This window comes from Burkholderia sp. WP9, from assembly GCF_900104795.1.
Taxonomy (GTDB): domain Bacteria; phylum Pseudomonadota; class Gammaproteobacteria; order Burkholderiales; family Burkholderiaceae; genus Paraburkholderia.
In genome coordinates this window covers 2,360,409-2,377,444 of the sequence record NZ_FNTG01000001.1, presented here as the reverse complement: position 1 = coordinate 2,377,444, position 17,036 = coordinate 2,360,409, and the positions used below count along the sequence as shown (strand labels likewise).

Sequence of the window (17,036 nt, the reverse complement as noted above, 5' to 3'; positions counted from 1 at the left end):
CTTGCCTCGTCCCGCTTAACGGGTTCGAGAGCTTGAAAAGCGCAGCGCCCGCAGACGAAAGTTTGCGGGCGTTTGTCTTGATGGCATTGTGTTGCCGATGTTTGTCTTGATAGGGCACTCCAGGGCAGGATAGCGGAACCATCCTTTACCGCATCGAGCGCGCCGCCATGGCTTCTGCCGATTCCCATACTTTGATTCCTCGCCGCTCGGCGTTCAGCCGGATGGTTCGCGCGGTGACGTCGCCGTACTACCGCTATCGCCATGCCAAGGTGCTGCATAGTCTGCGCGTCGGCGTGGCGATGCTGGTTTCGATTCTGGCGACCACCGGGATCGATATTCCGCACGGCATCTGGTCTTCGGTGACGCTGCTGGTGGTGATCGGCGGCTTGCAGCATCACGGCAACATCCGCAAGAAGGCGACCGAACGGGCGGCGGGCACGCTGCTCGGGGCGACAATCGGGCTCGGCCTGATCCTCCTGCAAAACCTGACCGGCTCGCTGCCGCTCACCTATGTGCTGATGTCGATCGTCGCGGGCATCTGCGCGTGGTTTGCGATCGGCTCGTCCGGGTATATCGGGCTCTTGACGGCCATCACCATGTGTATCGTCGCGGGTCACGGCGACAACCTGATCGACGTCGGCCTGTGGCGCACGCTCAATGTGCTGATCGGCATTGTGATCGCGTTGGCTTTTTCGTTTGCGCTGCCGTTGCATGCCACCTATTCGTGGCGCTACGGCATCGCGGCCAATCTGCGCGAATGCGCGCGTATCTACACGCGCCTGCTGGAAGGCGAGACGATCAGCGAGGAAGAGCAGGTCAAGCGCTTTCTTGCCATCAACAAGCGGCTCGTGCAATTGCGTTCGTTGATGCCTTCGGTGGCGAAGGAAATCGATGTGCCGCAAGCGAAGCTCGAAGAGATTCAGCGGCTGCACCGCTCGCTGCTCAGTTCACTGGAGTTGCTGGCCACCGGCCCGCTGATGCACGCCGACGCCGTAGCGCGCGCCGCCTATGCCAGGCAATGCGGCGAGGTGAGCGCCGTGCGCGCGATACTGCTGGCGATGGCGCGTGGTCTGCGCTTTGGGCGGGCGACGCATTTCGGCATTCCGGCCGCGTCGCCGCTCGCGCAGCGGCACGGCGACGCGGCGCTCAAACTGCCGGCCGAACTTCAGGGGCCGTATTGGCTCGGACAACGGCTTGCCGAACAGGTTGACCGGCTGCGCGAGCAGTTGCTGGAAACGGAGTCGAACTGGAACATCGAACGGAATTCGCGGATGCCGGTGAGGGGTTAGGCTGGTGGAACCGACGAGGCGGCCGCGCCGGGTGCGATGAACCGTACTGCGCGCGATAAACCGCACTAGGCACGATAAGACGCGCTCCACGAGAGCGCCCACCGCCTCGCCGCGCTCAACCTTCCGGCAGCGTCACCATCCACATCAGACCGAAGCGGTCCACTACCATCCCGAAGCCCTTGCTCCAGAAGGTCGGCTGGAACGGCATCATGACCTGGCCGCCATCGGCGAGGGCCGTGAAGTACTGTTCGGCGGAGGCCGTGTCGTCGGCTGTCAGCGAGAGGCTGAAACCGTTCATCGAGCCGGCAGCGGGATCGCAATGGCCGTCGGAGGCCATCCAGTCGGTCGAACCCATCCGCACGTTGGCGTGCATGATTTTCTCTTCGAGACCGGGGCGCGGCTGGTTTTTCGGATCGGGCGGCGCCTCCTTGTAACGCATCTTGAAGGTCACCTGGGCGCCGAGCTTCGCGCAGTAGTAGTCGAGCGCTTCTTCGCAACGCCCGTTAAAGAATACGTAGGGTTGAACCTGCATGATCGTCTCCCGGAATCGAGGTCAGTGGCACCGAAATCGCCCGCCAGGACTGGCGGGAAAGCACCCGTGAAGACGATTGTAGTCGCCGCTCAAACGGCAATTGTGACTATATGTCGTAGAGTGGGGCGCCGCACGCCACTGCCACACGCGGTCCTCGCAAACTCGCCGGTAAACGGCGCGCGGCCCTGAATCGTGAGATCCAGGGCCGCGAGTTCCGAGCGCCGGCGTTGAGCGCGGCGCGAGCGAGGCTTAACGCAGCGCGTCGATCAGCTTTTCCAGCTTGACCGCGTCCGCGGCGAAGGCACGGATACCTTCGGCGAGCTTTTCGGTGGCCATGGCTTCGTCGTTGACGAGGAAACGGAACGACGATTCGTCGACCGGCACGCGTTCAATGTCCGTATCCTTGGCGAGGTCCGGCGACAGCTTGCGCTCCACTTTTTCGGTGCTGTCCTGCAGTTTTTGCAGCAGATCCGGACTGATGGTCAGCAGATCGCAGCCAGCCAGTTCCAGAATCTGGCCCGGGGTGCGGAAGCTCGCGCCCATCACCTCGGTCTTGTAGCCGAACTTCTTGTAGTACGCGTAGATGCGGCGCACGGATTTGACGCCCGGGTCATTGGCGCCGCCGTCTTTGGCTTCGTCCCACGCGCTGCCGGCGTTTTTCTTGTACCAGTCGTAAATCCGGCCGACGAACGGCGAGATCAACTGCGCGCCCGCTTCGGCGCAGGCCGCGGCCTGGGCGAGCGAGAACAGCAGCGTCATGTTGCAGTGGATGCCTTCCTTCTGCAGCACTTCCGCCGCGCGGATGCCTTCCCACGTGGAGGCGAGCTTGATCAGCACGCGTTCGCGGCCGATGCCGTGTTCCTTATACAGCGCGATCAGTTCGCGGCCCTTGGCGATCGAGCCTTCCGTGTCGAACGACAGGCGCGCGTCGACTTCGGTCGACACACGGCCCGGAATGATCTTGAGAATTTCGGTGCCGAATGCGATCAGCAACTGGTCGATGATCGCGCCGACCGGCTTCGACGCGTGCGCCTTGACGGTCTTTTCGAGCAACGGCTTGTAGTCGTCTTTCTGCACCGCTTTCAGTATCAGCGACGGATTGGTGGTGGCGTCTTGCGGCTTGTATTGGGCAAGCTGCTGGAAGTCGCCGGTATCGGCCACGACGGTGGTGTATTGCTTGAGTTGGTCGAGTGCGGTTGTCATGTTCGAGCCTTCAGGGCGCTCGTGCGCCGTGGTTCAGGAGAAATGAGATCGCCGCCGGTCTGAAAGACAGATCAGTTCCGGCGGCCGCGGGTCACGCTGCAGCATTGCCCGCCATGTTGCCGGGAAACGCTGCCGGATGCTTCTATTCTATGGCGATCGCCTGATGCAGTGTTGACACTTGGCCACGGCAATCCGTTCAAACGGATTTCGAACGTCAGTTGCCCGCCACCGTTGATGTGACGACGTGCAGGGCATTGCCACCCATTATGCCGCCGCAGCGCACCACGGGCCCTCAGGCGCGCCGCGCGTTCAATACCAGTTGCGTCACCACGCCCGCCACCAGCCCCCAGAATGCCGAGCCGATGGACAGCAGCGTGAGCCCCGAGGCGGTCACCATGAACGTGACCAGCGCCGCCTCGCGCTGTTTCACGTCCTGCATGGCGTTGGTGAGGCCGCCCATGATCGAGCCGAACAGCGCCAGCGCCGCGACGGAGACCACCAGCGCCTTGGGCAAGGCCGCGAACAGCGCGGCGATGGTCGCGCCGAAAATGCCGGCGATCAGGTAGAAGATGCCGCACCAGACCGCGGCGGTGTAACGCTTGTCACGGTTTTCGTGCGCTTCAGGGCCCGTGCAGATCGCAGCGGTGATCGCCGCAAGATTGATGCCGTGCGAGCCGAACGGCGCGAGCAGCAGCGAAGCGATGCCGGTGGTCGAAATCAGCGGCGCGGAGGGCGTGCTGTAGCCGTCCGCGCGCAGCACGGCGATACCCGGCACGTTCTGCGACGCCATCGCGACGACAAAGAGCGGAATCCCGATGCTGACGCTGGCCGCCACCGAAAACGCCGGCATCGTGAACACGGGATGCGCCAGCGCGACGTGAAAGTGGCTGAAGTCGAGCAGCCCGAGTGCGCCGGCGGCCGCCGTGCCGACAATTAGCGTCGTCACGATCGCATAGCGCGGCGCGAGCCGTTTGACGACCAGATAGGTGAGGAACATGGTCAGCACGAGCGCGGTCTGGAACTGCGCGGCGCGGAAAATCTCGATGCCGATCTCGAACAGGATGCCCGCCAGCAAGGCCGAGGCGATGCCCGCCGGAATTTTCCTCATCAGCGTATCGAACCAACCGGTCAGGCCGACCAGGGTGAGCAGCAGCGCGCACACGATAAACGCGCCGATGGCCACCGCGTACGGCACATGCGGCAGCGAGGACACCAGCAGCGCCGCACCGGGCGTCGACCAGGCAATCACGATCGGCGCGCGATAACGCAGCGAGAGGCCGATCGTGCACACGGCCATGCCGATCGAAAGCGCCCAGATCCATGACGAAATCTGCGCATCGGTCAGATGCGCGGCCTGGCCCGCCTGGAACATCAGCACGAGCGAGCTGGTGTAGCCCGTCATCATCGCGACGAAACCGGCGACGATGGCGGACAGAGAGGTGTCGGCGAAGGGATTGAGGCGCCCAGGCGGTGTCGCGGCAGGGGACAAATCGGGCGATGACAGCGGACTCATGCAGATACTTTCTTATCGTGGAGGGTAAAGCGTGAAAACGTGACCGGACTATTTGCTCAGCGTGCGCATGGCGGTTTCGAGGCCGGCCAGCGTGAGCGGGTACATGCGGTGCCCGAGCACTTCGCGGATCGCGCTGACCGACTGCCGGTACGCCCACAGGCCTTCCGGTTCAGGATTGAGCCACGCGTGATGCGGGAAATGATCGGCGAGACGGCGCAGCCAGACCGCGCCGGCTTCGGCATTGTTGTACTCCACCGAGCCGCCCGGCTGCAACACTTCGTACGGGCTCATCGTCGCGTCGCCGACGAAAATCAGCTTGTAGTCGGGCGTGAATTTATGCAGCACGTCCCACGTCGGCATGCGCTCGGCGTGACGGCGGCGGTTGTTCTTCCACAGGAAGTCGTACACGCAGTTGTGGAAATAGTAGAACTCGAGATGCTTGAACTCGGCTTTTGCGGCGGAGAACAGTTCTTCGGTGCGCTTGATGTGATCGTCCATCGAGCCGCCCACGTCGAGCAGCATCAGCACTTTCACCTTGTTGTGGCGCTCGGGCACCATCTTCAGGTCGAGCCAGCCGGCATTCGCGGCGGTGCTGCGGATCGTGTCGGGCAGGTCGAGTTCTTCGGCGGCGCCTTCGCGGGCAAAACGGCGCAAGCGGCGCAGCGCGACCTTGATATTGCGCGTGCCGATTTCGACCTGATCGTCGTAATCGCGATAGGCGCGGGCTTCCCAGACCTTGACGGCGGTGCGGTTGCCCGCCGCGTCGCCGCCGATGCGCACGCCTTCCGGGTTATAGCCGCCATTGCCGAACGGCGACGTGCCGCCGGTGCCGATCCACTTGCTGCCGCCTTCGTGGCGCTCCTTCTGTTCGTCGAACAGTTCTTTCAGGCGCTCCATGAGCTTGTCGAGGCCGCCCATGGCTTCGATCTGCGCTTTCTCTTCCGGCGACAGATCGCGTTGCAGCTTCTTCTTCAGCCAGTCGAGCGGCACGTCGAAAGCGAGCTCCGAGGCCTGTGCGACGCCGTTGAAATACGCGCCGAACGCCTGGTCGAACTTGTCGAAATATTGCTCGTCCTTGACCAGCGTCATGCGCGCGAGATAGTAAAACTCGTCGAGCGACGGAGCGATCACGTTGGCTTTGAGCGCCTCGAGCAGCGTCAGGTATTCCTTCACCGACACCGGCAGCTTGGCGGCGCGCAGCGAGTAGAAAAAATCGATCAGCATGCTGGGTCCTCTGCGGGCTCGGGTGGTCAGGGCGGCGGTCGTTTCAATGGCGGCCTCGCGGCGACTGCCCGGCGCCCGATCAATGATCAACCGACGCTCAGTCGACGATCTTTCAACGGTTATTGCGGTTCATGAAGATCAGCCGCTCAAACAGGCTCACATCCTGCTCGTTCTTCAGGAGCGCACCGTGCAGCGGCGGAATGATCTGCTTCTGGTCGGACGAGCGCAGCGCTTCGGGCGGAATGTCTTCGGCGAGCAGCAGCTTGAGCCAGTCGAGCAGTTCCGACGTGGACGGCTTCTTCTTCAATCCGGCGACGTTGCGCAACTCGAAAAAGCTCTGCATGGCGGCCGCGAGCAGTTCCTTCTTGATGCCGGGATAGTGGACCTCGACGATCTGCTGCATGGTGACCGGGTCGGGGAACTTGATGTAGTGGAAGAAGCAGCGGCGCAAGAACGCGTCGGGCAATTCCTTCTCGTTGTTCGAGGTGATGATCACGAGCGGGCGCTGTTTCGCGCGGATCAGCTCGTGCGTCTCGTACACGTAAAACTCCATGCGGTCGAGCTCACGCAGCAGGTCGTTCGGGAATTCGATGTCGGCCTTGTCGATCTCGTCGATCAGCAGCACCGTTTGCTCCTCCGATTCGAACGACTGCCACAGCACGCCCTTGACGATGTAGTTGCGAATGTCCTTGACGCGTTCGTCGCCGAGCTGCGAATCGCGCAGGCGCGAGACCGCGTCGTACTCGTACAGACCCTGCTGCGCCTTGGTGGTGGACTTGATGTGCCACTGCAGGAGCGGCATGCCGAGCGCCGCGGCGACCTCTTCGGCGAGCATGGTTTTGCCCGTGCCGGGTTCGCCTTTGATCAGCAACGGGCGCTTGAGCGTCATCGCGGCGTTGACCGCGAGCTTGAGGTCGTCGGTGGCGACGTACTGCGATGAGCCTTCGAAACGCATGGCGAGATGCTCTTTTTCGGGGAAAAAGCCCAGTATAAGTCAGAAGGCCTGTTGGCCTGAAACCGGCTCGCGTAAGGTGTCACCCGCGGTGTCGCAGCGTGAAGCAAGGGTGCGCGCGGCGCGTGCGAGCGGCCCGGATGCTCGCCCGGCGGGCCCGGTGGGCGGGCGCGCCGGGCGGATCGGGTGGGTGCGGCGGCGAATGCCGTGGCGAATTGGTGCGCCGCTTCGGCGTGCGAAGGCGGCCGCCACGCGGCGCCGGTCAGGCACGGCGGAGCAAAGCGGCGCTAGGCGTGGTTTTGCGCCTGCCGGATGGGCCGCCGGCCCCGCGCGGTGGACGTTTGGCGCGGCGTCGCGGTACAATTAGCCCGATTTTTTTGGCCTGCGTGGCTACCCTATAAGAATAACGGCGCGGGCCGTTGCCTTTTGGTCGCCCGTTTCCCCTCAAGCCAGGTTACATGCTATGAATAAATTCGTTGGCAAACACGTCGTGATCGCAGCGCTGTCGGTGCTCGCGGGCTATGCGGCCAGTGCGCAGGCAGCGGATGTCGTCGGCAACGCTAAGGCGGGCCAAGGCAAGGTCGCGATGTGTATCGGCTGCCACGGCATCCCTGAATACCGCACGGCTTACCCTGAGGTCTACCGCGTGCCGATGCTCGGCGGCCAGAATCAGGCGTACCTCGAAAACGCCCTGCATGGCTACAAGAAGGGCGACCGCCATTTCGAAACGATGCGCGCCATTACCGCGTCGCTGTCGGACCAGGACATCGCCGACATCGCTGCTTACTACGCAGCGCAAAATTCCTCTTCGAAAAGCAATCCCGACAAGTGATCGGCTGCGGTCATCCATCCAGTCACTCGGCTATTAAATTCGCGGGATAGGAGAATTCATGAATAAGCCCCAACAGGCACTCCACACGGTGTTCAAGGCTGCATGCGCGTCGGCGGCAGTGATCGGTCTGATTGCAGCGAACCTCGCGCACGCCGCGGACGCCGGCAACGGCAAGGTGCTGGCGGACAGCCACAACTGCGCGGCTTGCCACGGCGTGAACCTGAACAAGCCGGTGAGCCCGGAATATCCGAAGCTCGCCGGTCAACATTCCGATTACGTGTACTGGTCGTTGCGCCAATACCAGATGGGCAACGGCAACCCGCACTTCGGTCGCAACAACGCGATCATGCAGGCGCAGGTGCAAAGCCTGTCGCAAAGCGACATGAAAGACATCGCAGCCTATGTCGAATCGCTGAACGGCGATCTGGTGCAGAAGAAGTAAGCGAGTCGCGTGGTTTGCGCGCGGCTTTTAGATTGAACAACACCCCGCCTCGGCGGGGTGTTGTGCTTTTGGAGGGGTGATTCGTGTGCGCGGTGTTGCGCGTCCGGTATTGCGCGTTCGGCCCCGGTCTCAGTCGCGCGTGGCGCGCCGCTCGATCCGTTGAAGATACGCGTCCGTGTCCGGCGGCGTGCCGGTGCGCTGCGCTTCCCAGATGGTTTCGCCGAGGCAGTCCATGATGGCGTGCTGTGCCTCGTGGGTCGAGCCGAGGCGCGCGGCGAGCCGCTCGTGCGCCGCGCGAATGCCGGGCGGCTGATCGATCGACAACTGTTCGGTGATGGCGAGATGCATCGACAGATGCAGGAACGGGTTGGTCTGGCCGCGTTCGGGCGAGTAGTCCTGCGCCTGGGCGGCGTCGCCGTCGGTCAGGTCGGCGTGATATTCGGGATGCTCGACGATCCAGTCGGCGGCGATTGCCTCCAGCGGCGTGAGAATTTCGCCTTGACGCTGCTTGCGCCAGGTGTCGGTGAAGAAGAGACGGACTTCGTCGCGGCTAGGATTGAACATCGTGGGACCGGTGCGTGGAGTTGGGGCGTGTAGCGTAAGTCGTTGAAGCGTCAGCCTATGAAGCCGACGAGGCAGGCCGTCATTTTACGCCGCGGCGCCGCGGGCTGCTGGGGCGCCCACGCCGCCGTGCCGCCGTGCCGCCATGCCGCCATGCCGGGCGGGCGACGCTCACAGGTCCGGCGCCGGTGTTTTCGGACGGAACTCGCACAGCGGTTCGATCACGCAATGCCAGCATTCCGGCCGGCGCGCCTTGCAGACATAACGGCCGTGCAGGATCAGCCAGTGGTGCGCATCCTGCCTGAATTCGGCGGGGGTGAATTTCTCCAATGCCGCCTCGACTGCGCGAACGTCTTTGCCCGGTGCAAGACCGGTTCGATTCGCAACCCGAAAGATGTGCGTGTCGACCGCGATGGTCGGATGACCGAACGCCGTGTTCAGAATCACATTGGCCGTTTTCCGGCCGACGCCCGGCAGACTTTCGAGCGCTTCGCGATCCTCGGGCACTTCGCCGCCATACTGGTCGAGCAGAATCCGGCAGGTGGCAATGACGTTCTTCGCCTTGGTGCGATAGAGGCCAATGGTCTTGATGTAGCCGGCCACGCCTTCTTCGCCGAGATCGAAAACCTGCTGCGGCGTGTTCGCGACCGGAAACATCTTGCGCATGGCTTTATTGACCGAGACGTCGGTGGCCTGCGCGGACAACAGCACGGCGATCAGCAGTTCGAACGGAGTGGTGTACTCGAGTTCGGTTGTGGGGTGCGGATTGAGACTCTGAAGCGTCTCATAGATGGCGCGGCGTTTGTTCGCGTTCATGCTCGGCGTGAAGGTGCGGTTAGCGCTTGTCGGACGGCGTGCCGGTGTCGTCGCCGGCGAGTCCGAGACGGCGGCGGCGTGCTTCGGCGGCGTCGATCTGGGCCTGGACGTCGGCGCTCACCTGTTCGGTGTTCAGCGGACCTTGGCCCTTGGCGGCCAATTCTTCCTTTTTCTTGCGGGCACGTTCGAGCGCGGCCTGGATGATCGCGCGTTTCTTTGCTTCGGCGTCTTCCGCCGCGGGCGCGGAGGATGTCACCGCAGCGCCGGCTCGCGTTGTTTCGGTAACCTGAGCAGCCGGGCTGCTGCCTGTGCGCCGCGCTGCGGCACGTGCCTCGGCGGCCTCACGTTCGCGGGCGAGACGCGCTTCACGCCGGTCATGGCGTTCGCGCGCGGCGTTGGCCTGGGCCTGGCTCCACGCGTCCCAACCGGTTGCGTTGCCGGTCACGGGCGGTAGCGCGATACAGTCGACCGGGCAGGGCGGCACGCACAGATCACAGCCGGTGCAAAGCTCTGCGATGACCGTATGCATCTGTTTCGGTGCGCCAACTATTGCATCGACTGGACACGCCTGCATGCACAACGTGCAGCCGATGCAAACTTGTTCGTCGATAACCGCCAACGGACGTGGCCGTTCGACGCCATTGGCGGAATTGAGCGGAATCACCGGTTTGCCGAGCAATGCGGCGAGCCGGGCGATGCCTTCGGCGCCACCCGGTGGACACTGGTTGTAATTGGCCTCGCCGCTCGCCACGGCTTCGGCATAGGGGCGGCATGCGGGGTAACCGCACTTGGTGCATTGCGTCTGTGGGAGCAGATCTTCAATGCGATCTGCGAGTGTTTTGATTTCTGTCACGGTCACGACGTGGGGCTTTTGGCTTGCGGCCGCACAGCTTGAACTAAATAGCACATTATCGCCGATTTCCCCAATTGCCATCCGCAATCCATGTGCCATAATCGAAGCGCTTTTTCGAAAGACCGCAGAAGGGTGTTCCCCCAACCAGCCCGTTCAGTGCTGTCGGTGCAAGGCCCGAGGAGAGGCCGGCGGCGCGATCCGGATAACGCGGCTCACGAAGACGATGCCACCATGAATCAGCCGAAAATCAAAAGAGATCCTGAAGGCACACGGCGCCGCATTCTGCTCGCGGCGGCCGAAGAGTTTGCAAATGGTGGGCTATTCGGCGCGCGCGTCGATCAGATCGCCCGCCGCGCGGAAACGAATGAACGCATGCTCTATTACTACTTCGGTAGCAAGGAGCAGCTTTTCACTGCCGTACTCGAGCACGCGTTCAGCGCGCTCAATGAAGCGGAGCGCACGCTCGAACTCAACGGCATCGCGCCGGTGGAGGCCATTACGCGTCTTGCGCATTTTGTTTGGGATTACTACCGCGATCATCCCGAGTTACTGCGTCTCATCAACAACGAGAATCTGCACGAAGCACGCTACATGCAGAAGTCCACGCGCATCCGCGAAATGATCTCGCCGATCGTCGCCACGCTTGGCGGCATTCTCGAGCGCGGCCAACGCGCGGGGCTGTTTCGCACCAATGTCGACCCGCTGCGTTTCTATGTCACGCTGTCCGGCATGGGCTACTACATCGTGTCGAATCGCTTCACGCTCGAAGCCACGCTCGGGCGCGATTTCAGCAGCGCAAGCGAGCGCAGTGAAGTGATTCAGATGAACACCGAGTTGCTGCTCGCGTATCTGTTGCGCAAGTAGGCTGCAGCGTCAATCGCGGGTGGAGGCTTCGGGATCCTCATAAACGACAACGGCCTCCGAAGAGGCCGTTGTTGCCGACTGGCTGTGCGTGATGCGCGTGCTGTGCGTACGCCGCTCAGGCTTCGACTCTTTCCTTCGCGACCTTCGTCACCTTGTTGTGCTCGAGGATGAAGTCGCGCAACTGCGGATAAATGATGGTGCGCCAACGGCGTCCCGAGAAAATGCCGTAGTGGCCGCACTTTTCCGCGGTGAAGTGACGCTTGTTTGCTTCCGGAATGCCCGTACACAGTTCGTGCGCGGCATAGGTCTGGCCGTCGCCGGAAATATCGTCGAGCTCGCCTTCAATCGTGAAGAGCGCGGTCTTCGTGATGTCCTGCGGTTTCACCCGTTCGCCGGAGACGTCCCACGTGCCTTCGGCGAGGCTGAACTCCTGGAACACCACGCGTATCGTGTCGAGATAGTAGTCCGCGTCCATGTCGAGCACCGCGTTGTACTCGTCGTAGAAGCGGCGGTGTGCTTCCGCGTCGTCTTCGTCGCCGCGCAGCAGGCTTTGATAGAAGTCCCAGTGCGACGCCGCGTGACGTTCCGGATTCATTGCCACAAAACCGGTGTGCTGCAGAAAGCCCGGGTAAACCTTGCGGCCGACGCCCGGATAATTCGGCGGGACCGTGAAGATCACGTTGTTCTCGAACCATTCATACGAATGCTGCGTGGCAAGCGAGTTGACCGAGGTCGGGCTCTTGCGCGCGTCGATCGGGCCACCCATCATGGTCATGGTGCGCGGCGTATCCTCGCCGCGGCTTGCCAGCAGCGAAATGGCGGCGAGCACGGGTACGGTCGGCTGACACACCGAGATCACATGCAGATTCTTCGCGCCGATGTGGCGGATGAATTCCTGAATGTAGGCGACGTAATCGTCCAGATGAAACTCGCCGGCCTCGAGCGGCACCATGCGCGCGTCGATCCAGTCGGTCAGGTAAACCTTGTGGTCTTGCAGCAACGTGCGCACGGTGTCGCGCAGCAGCGTGGCGTGGTGCCCTGACAACGGTGCGCATACCAGCACGACCGGTTCATCTTTCAATTGGATAACAGCGTCGCTGTCGTCCGCGAAACGCTTGAAGCGCATCAGGCGGCAAAACGGCTTCTCGATGATCGTCTGCTCGATGATCGGAATATTGTGACCGTCTTTGACAATCTGATGAAGATTGAACTCGGGTTTTTCGTAATCTTTACCCAGCCGGTAGAGTAATTCGTACCCGGCGGAGAGGCGCGTGGCGCCCGGCACATAGGCCAAGGGGCTGGCGGGATTCGCGAAGGATTTGGACGCGGCCTGAGCCCAGGCGGTGAGGGGGCTCAACATAGCCCGCTGGAATTCGTGCAGTTGGTAGAGCATGGGTGCTCCGTTTTAAGCGGTTCGCATGGGGCTTCGCAAACACGCGCAGGGCGTTGCGGCAGGCCAATTTGTTTGTGGGCACATTGTTTTTCGGCCGACAGTCTGATCGATCATATCGAACTAAGCGCAATTGTGCAATGCAGCAATTCGCGTGCAGCTGCCACGCAAACTGTCATTAAATCATGCTACTGGCGATGTTGCCGTGCCGCTATCGGGGCTTGCCGCAACATCAAGTTCTGTTTCTCCGGTGCCGTTATGGGGAGGTTGCCCTGTCGCCTGCGCCATCGCCTGTTCGTGCTTCATCAGGTTCAGGCCGGTATGCACGAGGGCCACATGCGAAAAAGCCTGTGGAAAGTTGCCCACCAGGCGCTGCGCACCCGGATCGTACTCTTCCGCGAGCAAACCGACATCGTTGCAGAGCGCGAGCAGCCGTTCGTACATGGCGATCGCTTCGTCGAGGCGGCCTTGCAGCGCGAGGTTGTCCACCATCCAGAACGAACACGCGAGAAACGTGCCTTCTCCTGGCGGCAGGCCGTCGTCGTATTCGGTGGTGCGATAGCGCATCACGAAACCGTCATGCATCAAGTCCTTCTCGATGGCCGCCACGGTGCCTTTGACGCGCGGATCTTGCGGCCGCAGAAAGCCCACCAGCGGCATCAACAGCACGCTCGCATCGAGCTGGTCGGTGCCGTAGGACTGCGAAAACGCGTTAAGCGCGGGATTCCATGCCTTTTCGCAGACTTCCGCATGGATTTGCTCGCGGGTGGCGCGCCATTCGTCGAGCGGGCCGTCGAGCTTGAACATTTCCGCCGAGCGGATGGCACGGTCGTAGGCGACCCATGCCATCACCTTCGAGAAGGTGAAATGCTGGCGGCCGCCGCGCGTTTCCCAGATGCCTTCGTCGGGTTCCCGCCAGATCGTGTCGAGGTGGGAGAGCAGCGCGCGCTGCACGTTCCACGCCGTGTCGTCCGCCTGCAGGCCACCGACCCGCGCGAGATGCAGCGCATTCATCACTTCGCCATAGACGTCGAGCTGGCGTTGGCCGACCGCGTTATTGCCGACCCGCACCGGTTTCGCGTCCTGATAGCCCGGCAGCCAGTCGAGTTCGAACTCGGGCAAACGCCGCTCGCCCGCGATGCCATACATGATCTGCAACTGATCCGGCGCACCGGCCATGACGCGGCCAAGCCAGGAGCGCCACGCGCGGGCTTCGTCGAAGTAGCCGCCGCGCATCATGGCGAGCAGCGTGATCGTGGCGTCGCGTAGCCAGCAATAGCGGTAGTCCCAGTTGCGGGTGCCGCCGAGTTGCTCCGGCAGCGAAGTCGTGGGCGCGGCGACGATACCGCCGGTCGGCTCGTAGGCGAGCGCCTTGAGCGTGATCAGCGAGCGGCGGATCGGCTCGGCCCAGCGTCCTTCGACCGTGCTGCGCGCCGACCATTCGAGCCAGTGGTTCTCGGTGCGCGCAAGCGACGTATGCGGGTCGCGCGCCGGCGGAATGCGTAGATGCGAGGGCGAATAAGCCAGTGAGAACGGCACCCGCTCGCCTTCGCTGACGGTGAATTCGGCGACCGTTTTCATGTCTTCGCCGCGCAACGCGACCGGTGTGCGCAACACGGCGGTATCGGGCCCGACGATCGCCTTGATGCCGCTGTCGTGCTTAAGGCGGTCGACCCACGGAATCGAGAAACCATAATCGAAGCGCAGCACGAGTTCCATCTTCATGCGCACCGTGCCGCGTTGGCCGACGACGATCCGCACCAGTTCCGACCAGCCATTGCCCGGCGGCATGAAATCGACCAGCGTGACGGCGCCCTCGGGCGTATCGAAATGGGTTTCGAGAATCAGTGTTTCGCCGCGATAGCGGCGGGTGACGGTGGGCGGCGTGTCCGAGACCGGCGAGATCAGCCAGCGGCCGTTGCCGGGCGTGCCGAGCAGCGCGGCGAAGCAGGCGCCGGAATCGAAGCGCGGCCAGCAGAGCCAGTCGACGGAACCTTCGCGGGAGATGAGCGCGGCCGTGTGGCCGTCGCCGACGAGCGCATAGTCTTCGATGTGTGCGGGCATGGGGAGCGGAGTCAGTATGGCGCGCGGCAAGGAGCGCCGCGCGTGTCGTTGTTCTTACCCGACTCGCGCGATGCGCTTTGGTTCACCGCACATTGCCGCGAAACGCGAGTTGGTAATCTGTCAAACGAATGCCTACAATCAGATTTCATGCCGACGCCCGGAGCATTCCGGATGATGGACCGGCCCCGCCCGTGGCGCATACAGACGCCGTTTCCGAGGACCAAAGCTATGCTGAACCCGTCGAAATCCGATTGCATCACGATTCTCTCGGCCGCCAGCGAGCTTGCCGACGATTCGATGTTGCCGCTCGATCACGGCCGGCTGGGCCTGAGCCGCAACGGCATGCTGGCAGCCGCCGCCTTTCTGGTCGAACGGGCCTGCTTCCGGCGTTATCAGGAAGGCGATGGCAATTATGCCGTGGGCGCTCTTTCGTTGCAGGGACGTCTGCGCCTCGACCAGCTTTCGAACGGCTGACCGCAGGCCTTCGTGGTCGGCGCGCCGCAGTAACCGCAATCTGATCGCGCTTGCGGCGAGGGTACACCGCTTCGCCGTGCCGCCGCGTTTTATCGCTTCCCTCGTGTTCACGTCTCCCGCGCACGTGACGTTGCGTCACGCCTTGTGTGCGCCCGCGAAGCGGAACGGCACCGGGCCGTGACTGCGCCCGGTAGTGCGTCTCATGCATGCGCAAGCGGGTGCCGCCCAGCCTCAGAAGTGCGAAGCCCCCACGCCGAAGATCCCAATGATGCCGATGATGATCAGATAGAGCGCGACGATGTAGTTCAACAGGCGCGGCATGACGAGAATCAGAATACCGGCGATCAACGAAACCAGCGGGCCCAAACTGAGTGTGACGTTCATGAAGACTCCGTAGAGTGAGACGCGATTGAAAAAATGCCCCGTCAGGCGGGACAATGGCTACTTATGCTGCGGCTCGACGTATCCACTGGATACCGCCAGCCGCATTAACAGCATGATCCGACACAACGCTTTTATACTTCTTTCGATAAGAACAACGCTCGACCGATGGCGCGGCAGACCAGAGACACTCTTACAACCGGTTCAACCCAATAACGAATGAACAGGAGGTCATATGCTTCGTCGTCACCGGGCCGCGACGCGTGCCGTTGCAGGTTCTCACCTGCCTGCTGTTGATGGCACTTCACAACGCGCGGGGCAAGCTGCTCCGTCGCGCTCCGCCCGCTCGATAATAAAAGGTTTCGCGCTCATGGTCTCGATTGTTGCTTCGCACGCGTTTGCGCAAGATTCCGGCCCGGTTCCCGCCGACGGTGTCTACGACATGCTGGTCGGCACGTACACCGGCGCCAGGAGTGAAGGCTTGTACGTCTATCGCTTCGACACGAAGACGGGCGAAGCGACGCGCGTCTCGGTCGCGCAGACGGTCAATCCGTCGTATCTTGTGGTGAGCCGCGACCGCCGTTTCGTCTACGCGGTCAACGAACTGCCCGGTGACAATGGCCCGGCCTCCCAGCGCGGCGGCATCAGCGCGTTTCGATTCGACGCCGCGAGCGGCCAGCTGACGTTCCTCAACAAGGTGTCGGCGGACGGCAATGATCCGTGCTATCTGAGCCTCTCGCCGGACGGCAAATATCTGCTGGCCGCGAACTACTCAGTGGCAGCCGACCCGGGCGGCAGTTTCGCCGTGTTTCCGTTGCAGGCCGACGGCCAGGTCGGCGCGTCCGTGCTCACGGTGCATCACGAAGGCGGTGGTCCGGTGAAGGGCCGCCAGGACAATTCGCACGTTCACTCCACCGTGTTCTCGCCGGACGGCCACTATCTGTTCGCGCAGGATCTCGGCGCGGACAAGCTGTACTCGTACCGCTACACACCTGATGGCAGCCGCGGCCTGTTCGGCCCGACCGACTGGCGCTACACCCAGGAGAAAGCGGGCACGGGGCCGCGCCATCTGGTGTTCGGCGCGGACGGCAAGCACGCGTATCTGACCAGCGAACTGGCCGCCACGGTCAGCACGTTCAATTACGACGGCGGCAAGCTCACGCAGGTGCAGACCGTGCCGCTGACCGAGCCGGGCTTCAAGGGCGCGGTAGGCGCGGCGGCGATTCATCTGTCGCCGGACGGGCGCTTTCTGTATGCCACCAATCGCGGCGACGCGAATGAGATCGTGATCTTTTCGGTGGACCCGACCAACGGGCATCTCAGGAAGATCGGGCATCAATCGAGCCTCGGCAAGTCGCCGCGCGAATTCGCGATCGATCCGACCGGCAACTGGCTGATCGTCGGCAATCAGAATAGCGATACCGTGTATGTGTTCAAACGCGATCAACAGAGCGGTTTGCTCGAAGCGAATCCGAAGCACTTCGAGCTTGGATCGCCGGTGGATTTCAAACTGGTCTCGCCGTCGTAAGCGATGACGAAGCGTGTGATTTGACTATGTGCGCTGAATAAAAATGCGGCCGCTTGTTGTTCAAGCGGCCGCATTTTTTGCGGCTGGCTTTACGCGAGCGATGGCCTGCGATAGTGGT

17 protein-coding genes are annotated in these 17,036 nt (G+C 62.6%); 6 read left to right on the top strand and 11 right to left on the bottom strand.

The window, feature by feature from the left end; all coding sequences use genetic code 11:
* Positions 1–167: 167 nt before the first annotated feature.
* The gene (locus tag BLW71_RS10595; RefSeq protein ID WP_091796137.1) at positions 168–1,289 is read left to right on the top strand and encodes an FUSC family protein; all 1,122 of its coding nucleotides are present in this window, start codon (positions 168–170) and stop codon (positions 1,287–1,289) included.
* A gap of 115 nt (positions 1,290–1,404) precedes the next feature.
* On the opposite strand, the gene BLW71_RS10590 is transcribed toward BLW71_RS10595, so the two are convergent.
* The 5 genes from BLW71_RS10590 to BLW71_RS10570 form a co-directional block, all read right to left on the bottom strand.
* A complete protein-coding gene (locus BLW71_RS10590) occupies positions 1,405–1,821 on the bottom strand; it encodes a VOC family protein (protein ID WP_091796135.1) in 417 nt (138 codons plus the stop codon).
* A gap of 249 nt (positions 1,822–2,070) precedes the next feature.
* On the bottom strand, positions 2,071–3,024 hold the full coding sequence (gene tal / locus BLW71_RS10585; protein WP_091796133.1) for a transaldolase: 954 nt from the start codon (positions 3,022–3,024) through the stop codon (positions 2,071–2,073).
* A 292-nt stretch (positions 3,025–3,316) separates the two neighbouring features.
* Positions 3,317–4,537, bottom strand: a complete 1,221-nt coding sequence (locus BLW71_RS10580; RefSeq protein WP_091796132.1) for a benzoate/H(+) symporter BenE family transporter — start codon at positions 4,535–4,537, stop codon at positions 3,317–3,319.
* Positions 4,538–4,585: 48 nt separating this feature from the next.
* A complete protein-coding gene (locus BLW71_RS10575; RefSeq protein ID WP_091796130.1) occupies positions 4,586–5,761 on the bottom strand; it encodes a vWA domain-containing protein in 1,176 nt (391 codons plus the stop codon).
* Between the two features lie 112 nt (positions 5,762–5,873).
* The gene (locus BLW71_RS10570; RefSeq protein WP_007175711.1) at positions 5,874–6,716 is read right to left on the bottom strand and encodes an AAA family ATPase; all 843 of its coding nucleotides are present in this window, start codon (positions 6,714–6,716) and stop codon (positions 5,874–5,876) included.
* A gap of 460 nt (positions 6,717–7,176) precedes the next feature.
* On the opposite strand from BLW71_RS10570, the gene BLW71_RS10565 reads away from it, so the two are divergent.
* Together BLW71_RS10565 and BLW71_RS10560 are read left to right on the top strand one after the other, a co-directional pair.
* Complete coding sequence (locus tag BLW71_RS10565; RefSeq protein ID WP_007175710.1) at positions 7,177–7,545, top strand: c-type cytochrome; 369 nt, start codon at positions 7,177–7,179, stop codon at positions 7,543–7,545.
* A gap of 58 nt (positions 7,546–7,603) precedes the next feature.
* A complete protein-coding gene (locus BLW71_RS10560) occupies positions 7,604–7,987 on the top strand; it encodes a c-type cytochrome (protein WP_091796128.1) in 384 nt (127 codons plus the stop codon).
* Between the two features lie 129 nt (positions 7,988–8,116).
* On the opposite strand, the gene BLW71_RS10555 is transcribed toward BLW71_RS10560, so the two are convergent.
* The 3 genes from BLW71_RS10555 to rsxB form a co-directional block, all read right to left on the bottom strand.
* Complete coding sequence (locus BLW71_RS10555) at positions 8,117–8,551, bottom strand: DUF1841 family protein (protein WP_035551992.1); 435 nt, start codon at positions 8,549–8,551, stop codon at positions 8,117–8,119.
* Between the two features lie 168 nt (positions 8,552–8,719).
* On the bottom strand, positions 8,720–9,364 hold the full coding sequence (gene nth, locus BLW71_RS10550) for an endonuclease III (RefSeq protein ID WP_091796126.1): 645 nt from the start codon (positions 9,362–9,364) through the stop codon (positions 8,720–8,722).
* A gap of 19 nt (positions 9,365–9,383) precedes the next feature.
* Positions 9,384–10,223: an electron transport complex subunit RsxB gene (gene rsxB / locus BLW71_RS10545; protein ID WP_091800700.1), complete on the bottom strand. Its 840-nt coding sequence runs from the start codon at positions 10,221–10,223 to the stop codon at positions 9,384–9,386.
* Between the two features lie 225 nt (positions 10,224–10,448).
* On the opposite strand from rsxB, the gene BLW71_RS10540 reads away from it, so the two are divergent.
* A complete protein-coding gene (locus BLW71_RS10540; RefSeq protein ID WP_012432273.1) occupies positions 10,449–11,081 on the top strand; it encodes a TetR/AcrR family transcriptional regulator in 633 nt (210 codons plus the stop codon).
* 115 nt (positions 11,082–11,196) lie between these two features.
* On the opposite strand, the gene BLW71_RS10535 is transcribed toward BLW71_RS10540, so the two are convergent.
* A complete protein-coding gene (locus BLW71_RS10535; protein ID WP_091796124.1) occupies positions 11,197–12,474 on the bottom strand; it encodes a polyhydroxyalkanoate depolymerase in 1,278 nt (425 codons plus the stop codon).
* A 180-nt stretch (positions 12,475–12,654) separates the two neighbouring features.
* Positions 12,655–14,535 carry a glycoside hydrolase family 15 protein gene (locus BLW71_RS10530; protein WP_091796122.1) on the bottom strand — a complete coding sequence of 627 codons (1,881 nt, stop codon included), beginning with the start codon at positions 14,533–14,535 and terminating at the stop codon, positions 12,655–12,657.
* Between the two features lie 228 nt (positions 14,536–14,763).
* On the opposite strand from BLW71_RS10530, the gene BLW71_RS10525 reads away from it, so the two are divergent.
* Entirely contained in the window at positions 14,764–15,009 is a 246-nt protein-coding gene (locus tag BLW71_RS10525; protein ID WP_091796119.1) for a hypothetical protein, read from the top strand.
* Between the two features lie 231 nt (positions 15,010–15,240).
* Here the strand turns inward: BLW71_RS10525 and BLW71_RS10520 are convergent, their stop codons facing one another.
* Positions 15,241–15,393 (bottom strand): DUF3096 domain-containing protein, encoded by a 153-nt coding sequence (locus tag BLW71_RS10520; RefSeq protein WP_073429502.1) that lies wholly within the window; start codon positions 15,391–15,393, stop codon positions 15,241–15,243.
* 232 nt (positions 15,394–15,625) lie between these two features.
* Between BLW71_RS10520 and BLW71_RS10515 the strand changes: the two genes are divergently transcribed.
* A complete protein-coding gene (locus BLW71_RS10515; RefSeq protein WP_177205000.1) occupies positions 15,626–16,918 on the top strand; it encodes a lactonase family protein in 1,293 nt (430 codons plus the stop codon).
* Positions 16,919–17,036: the final 118 nt, after the last annotated feature.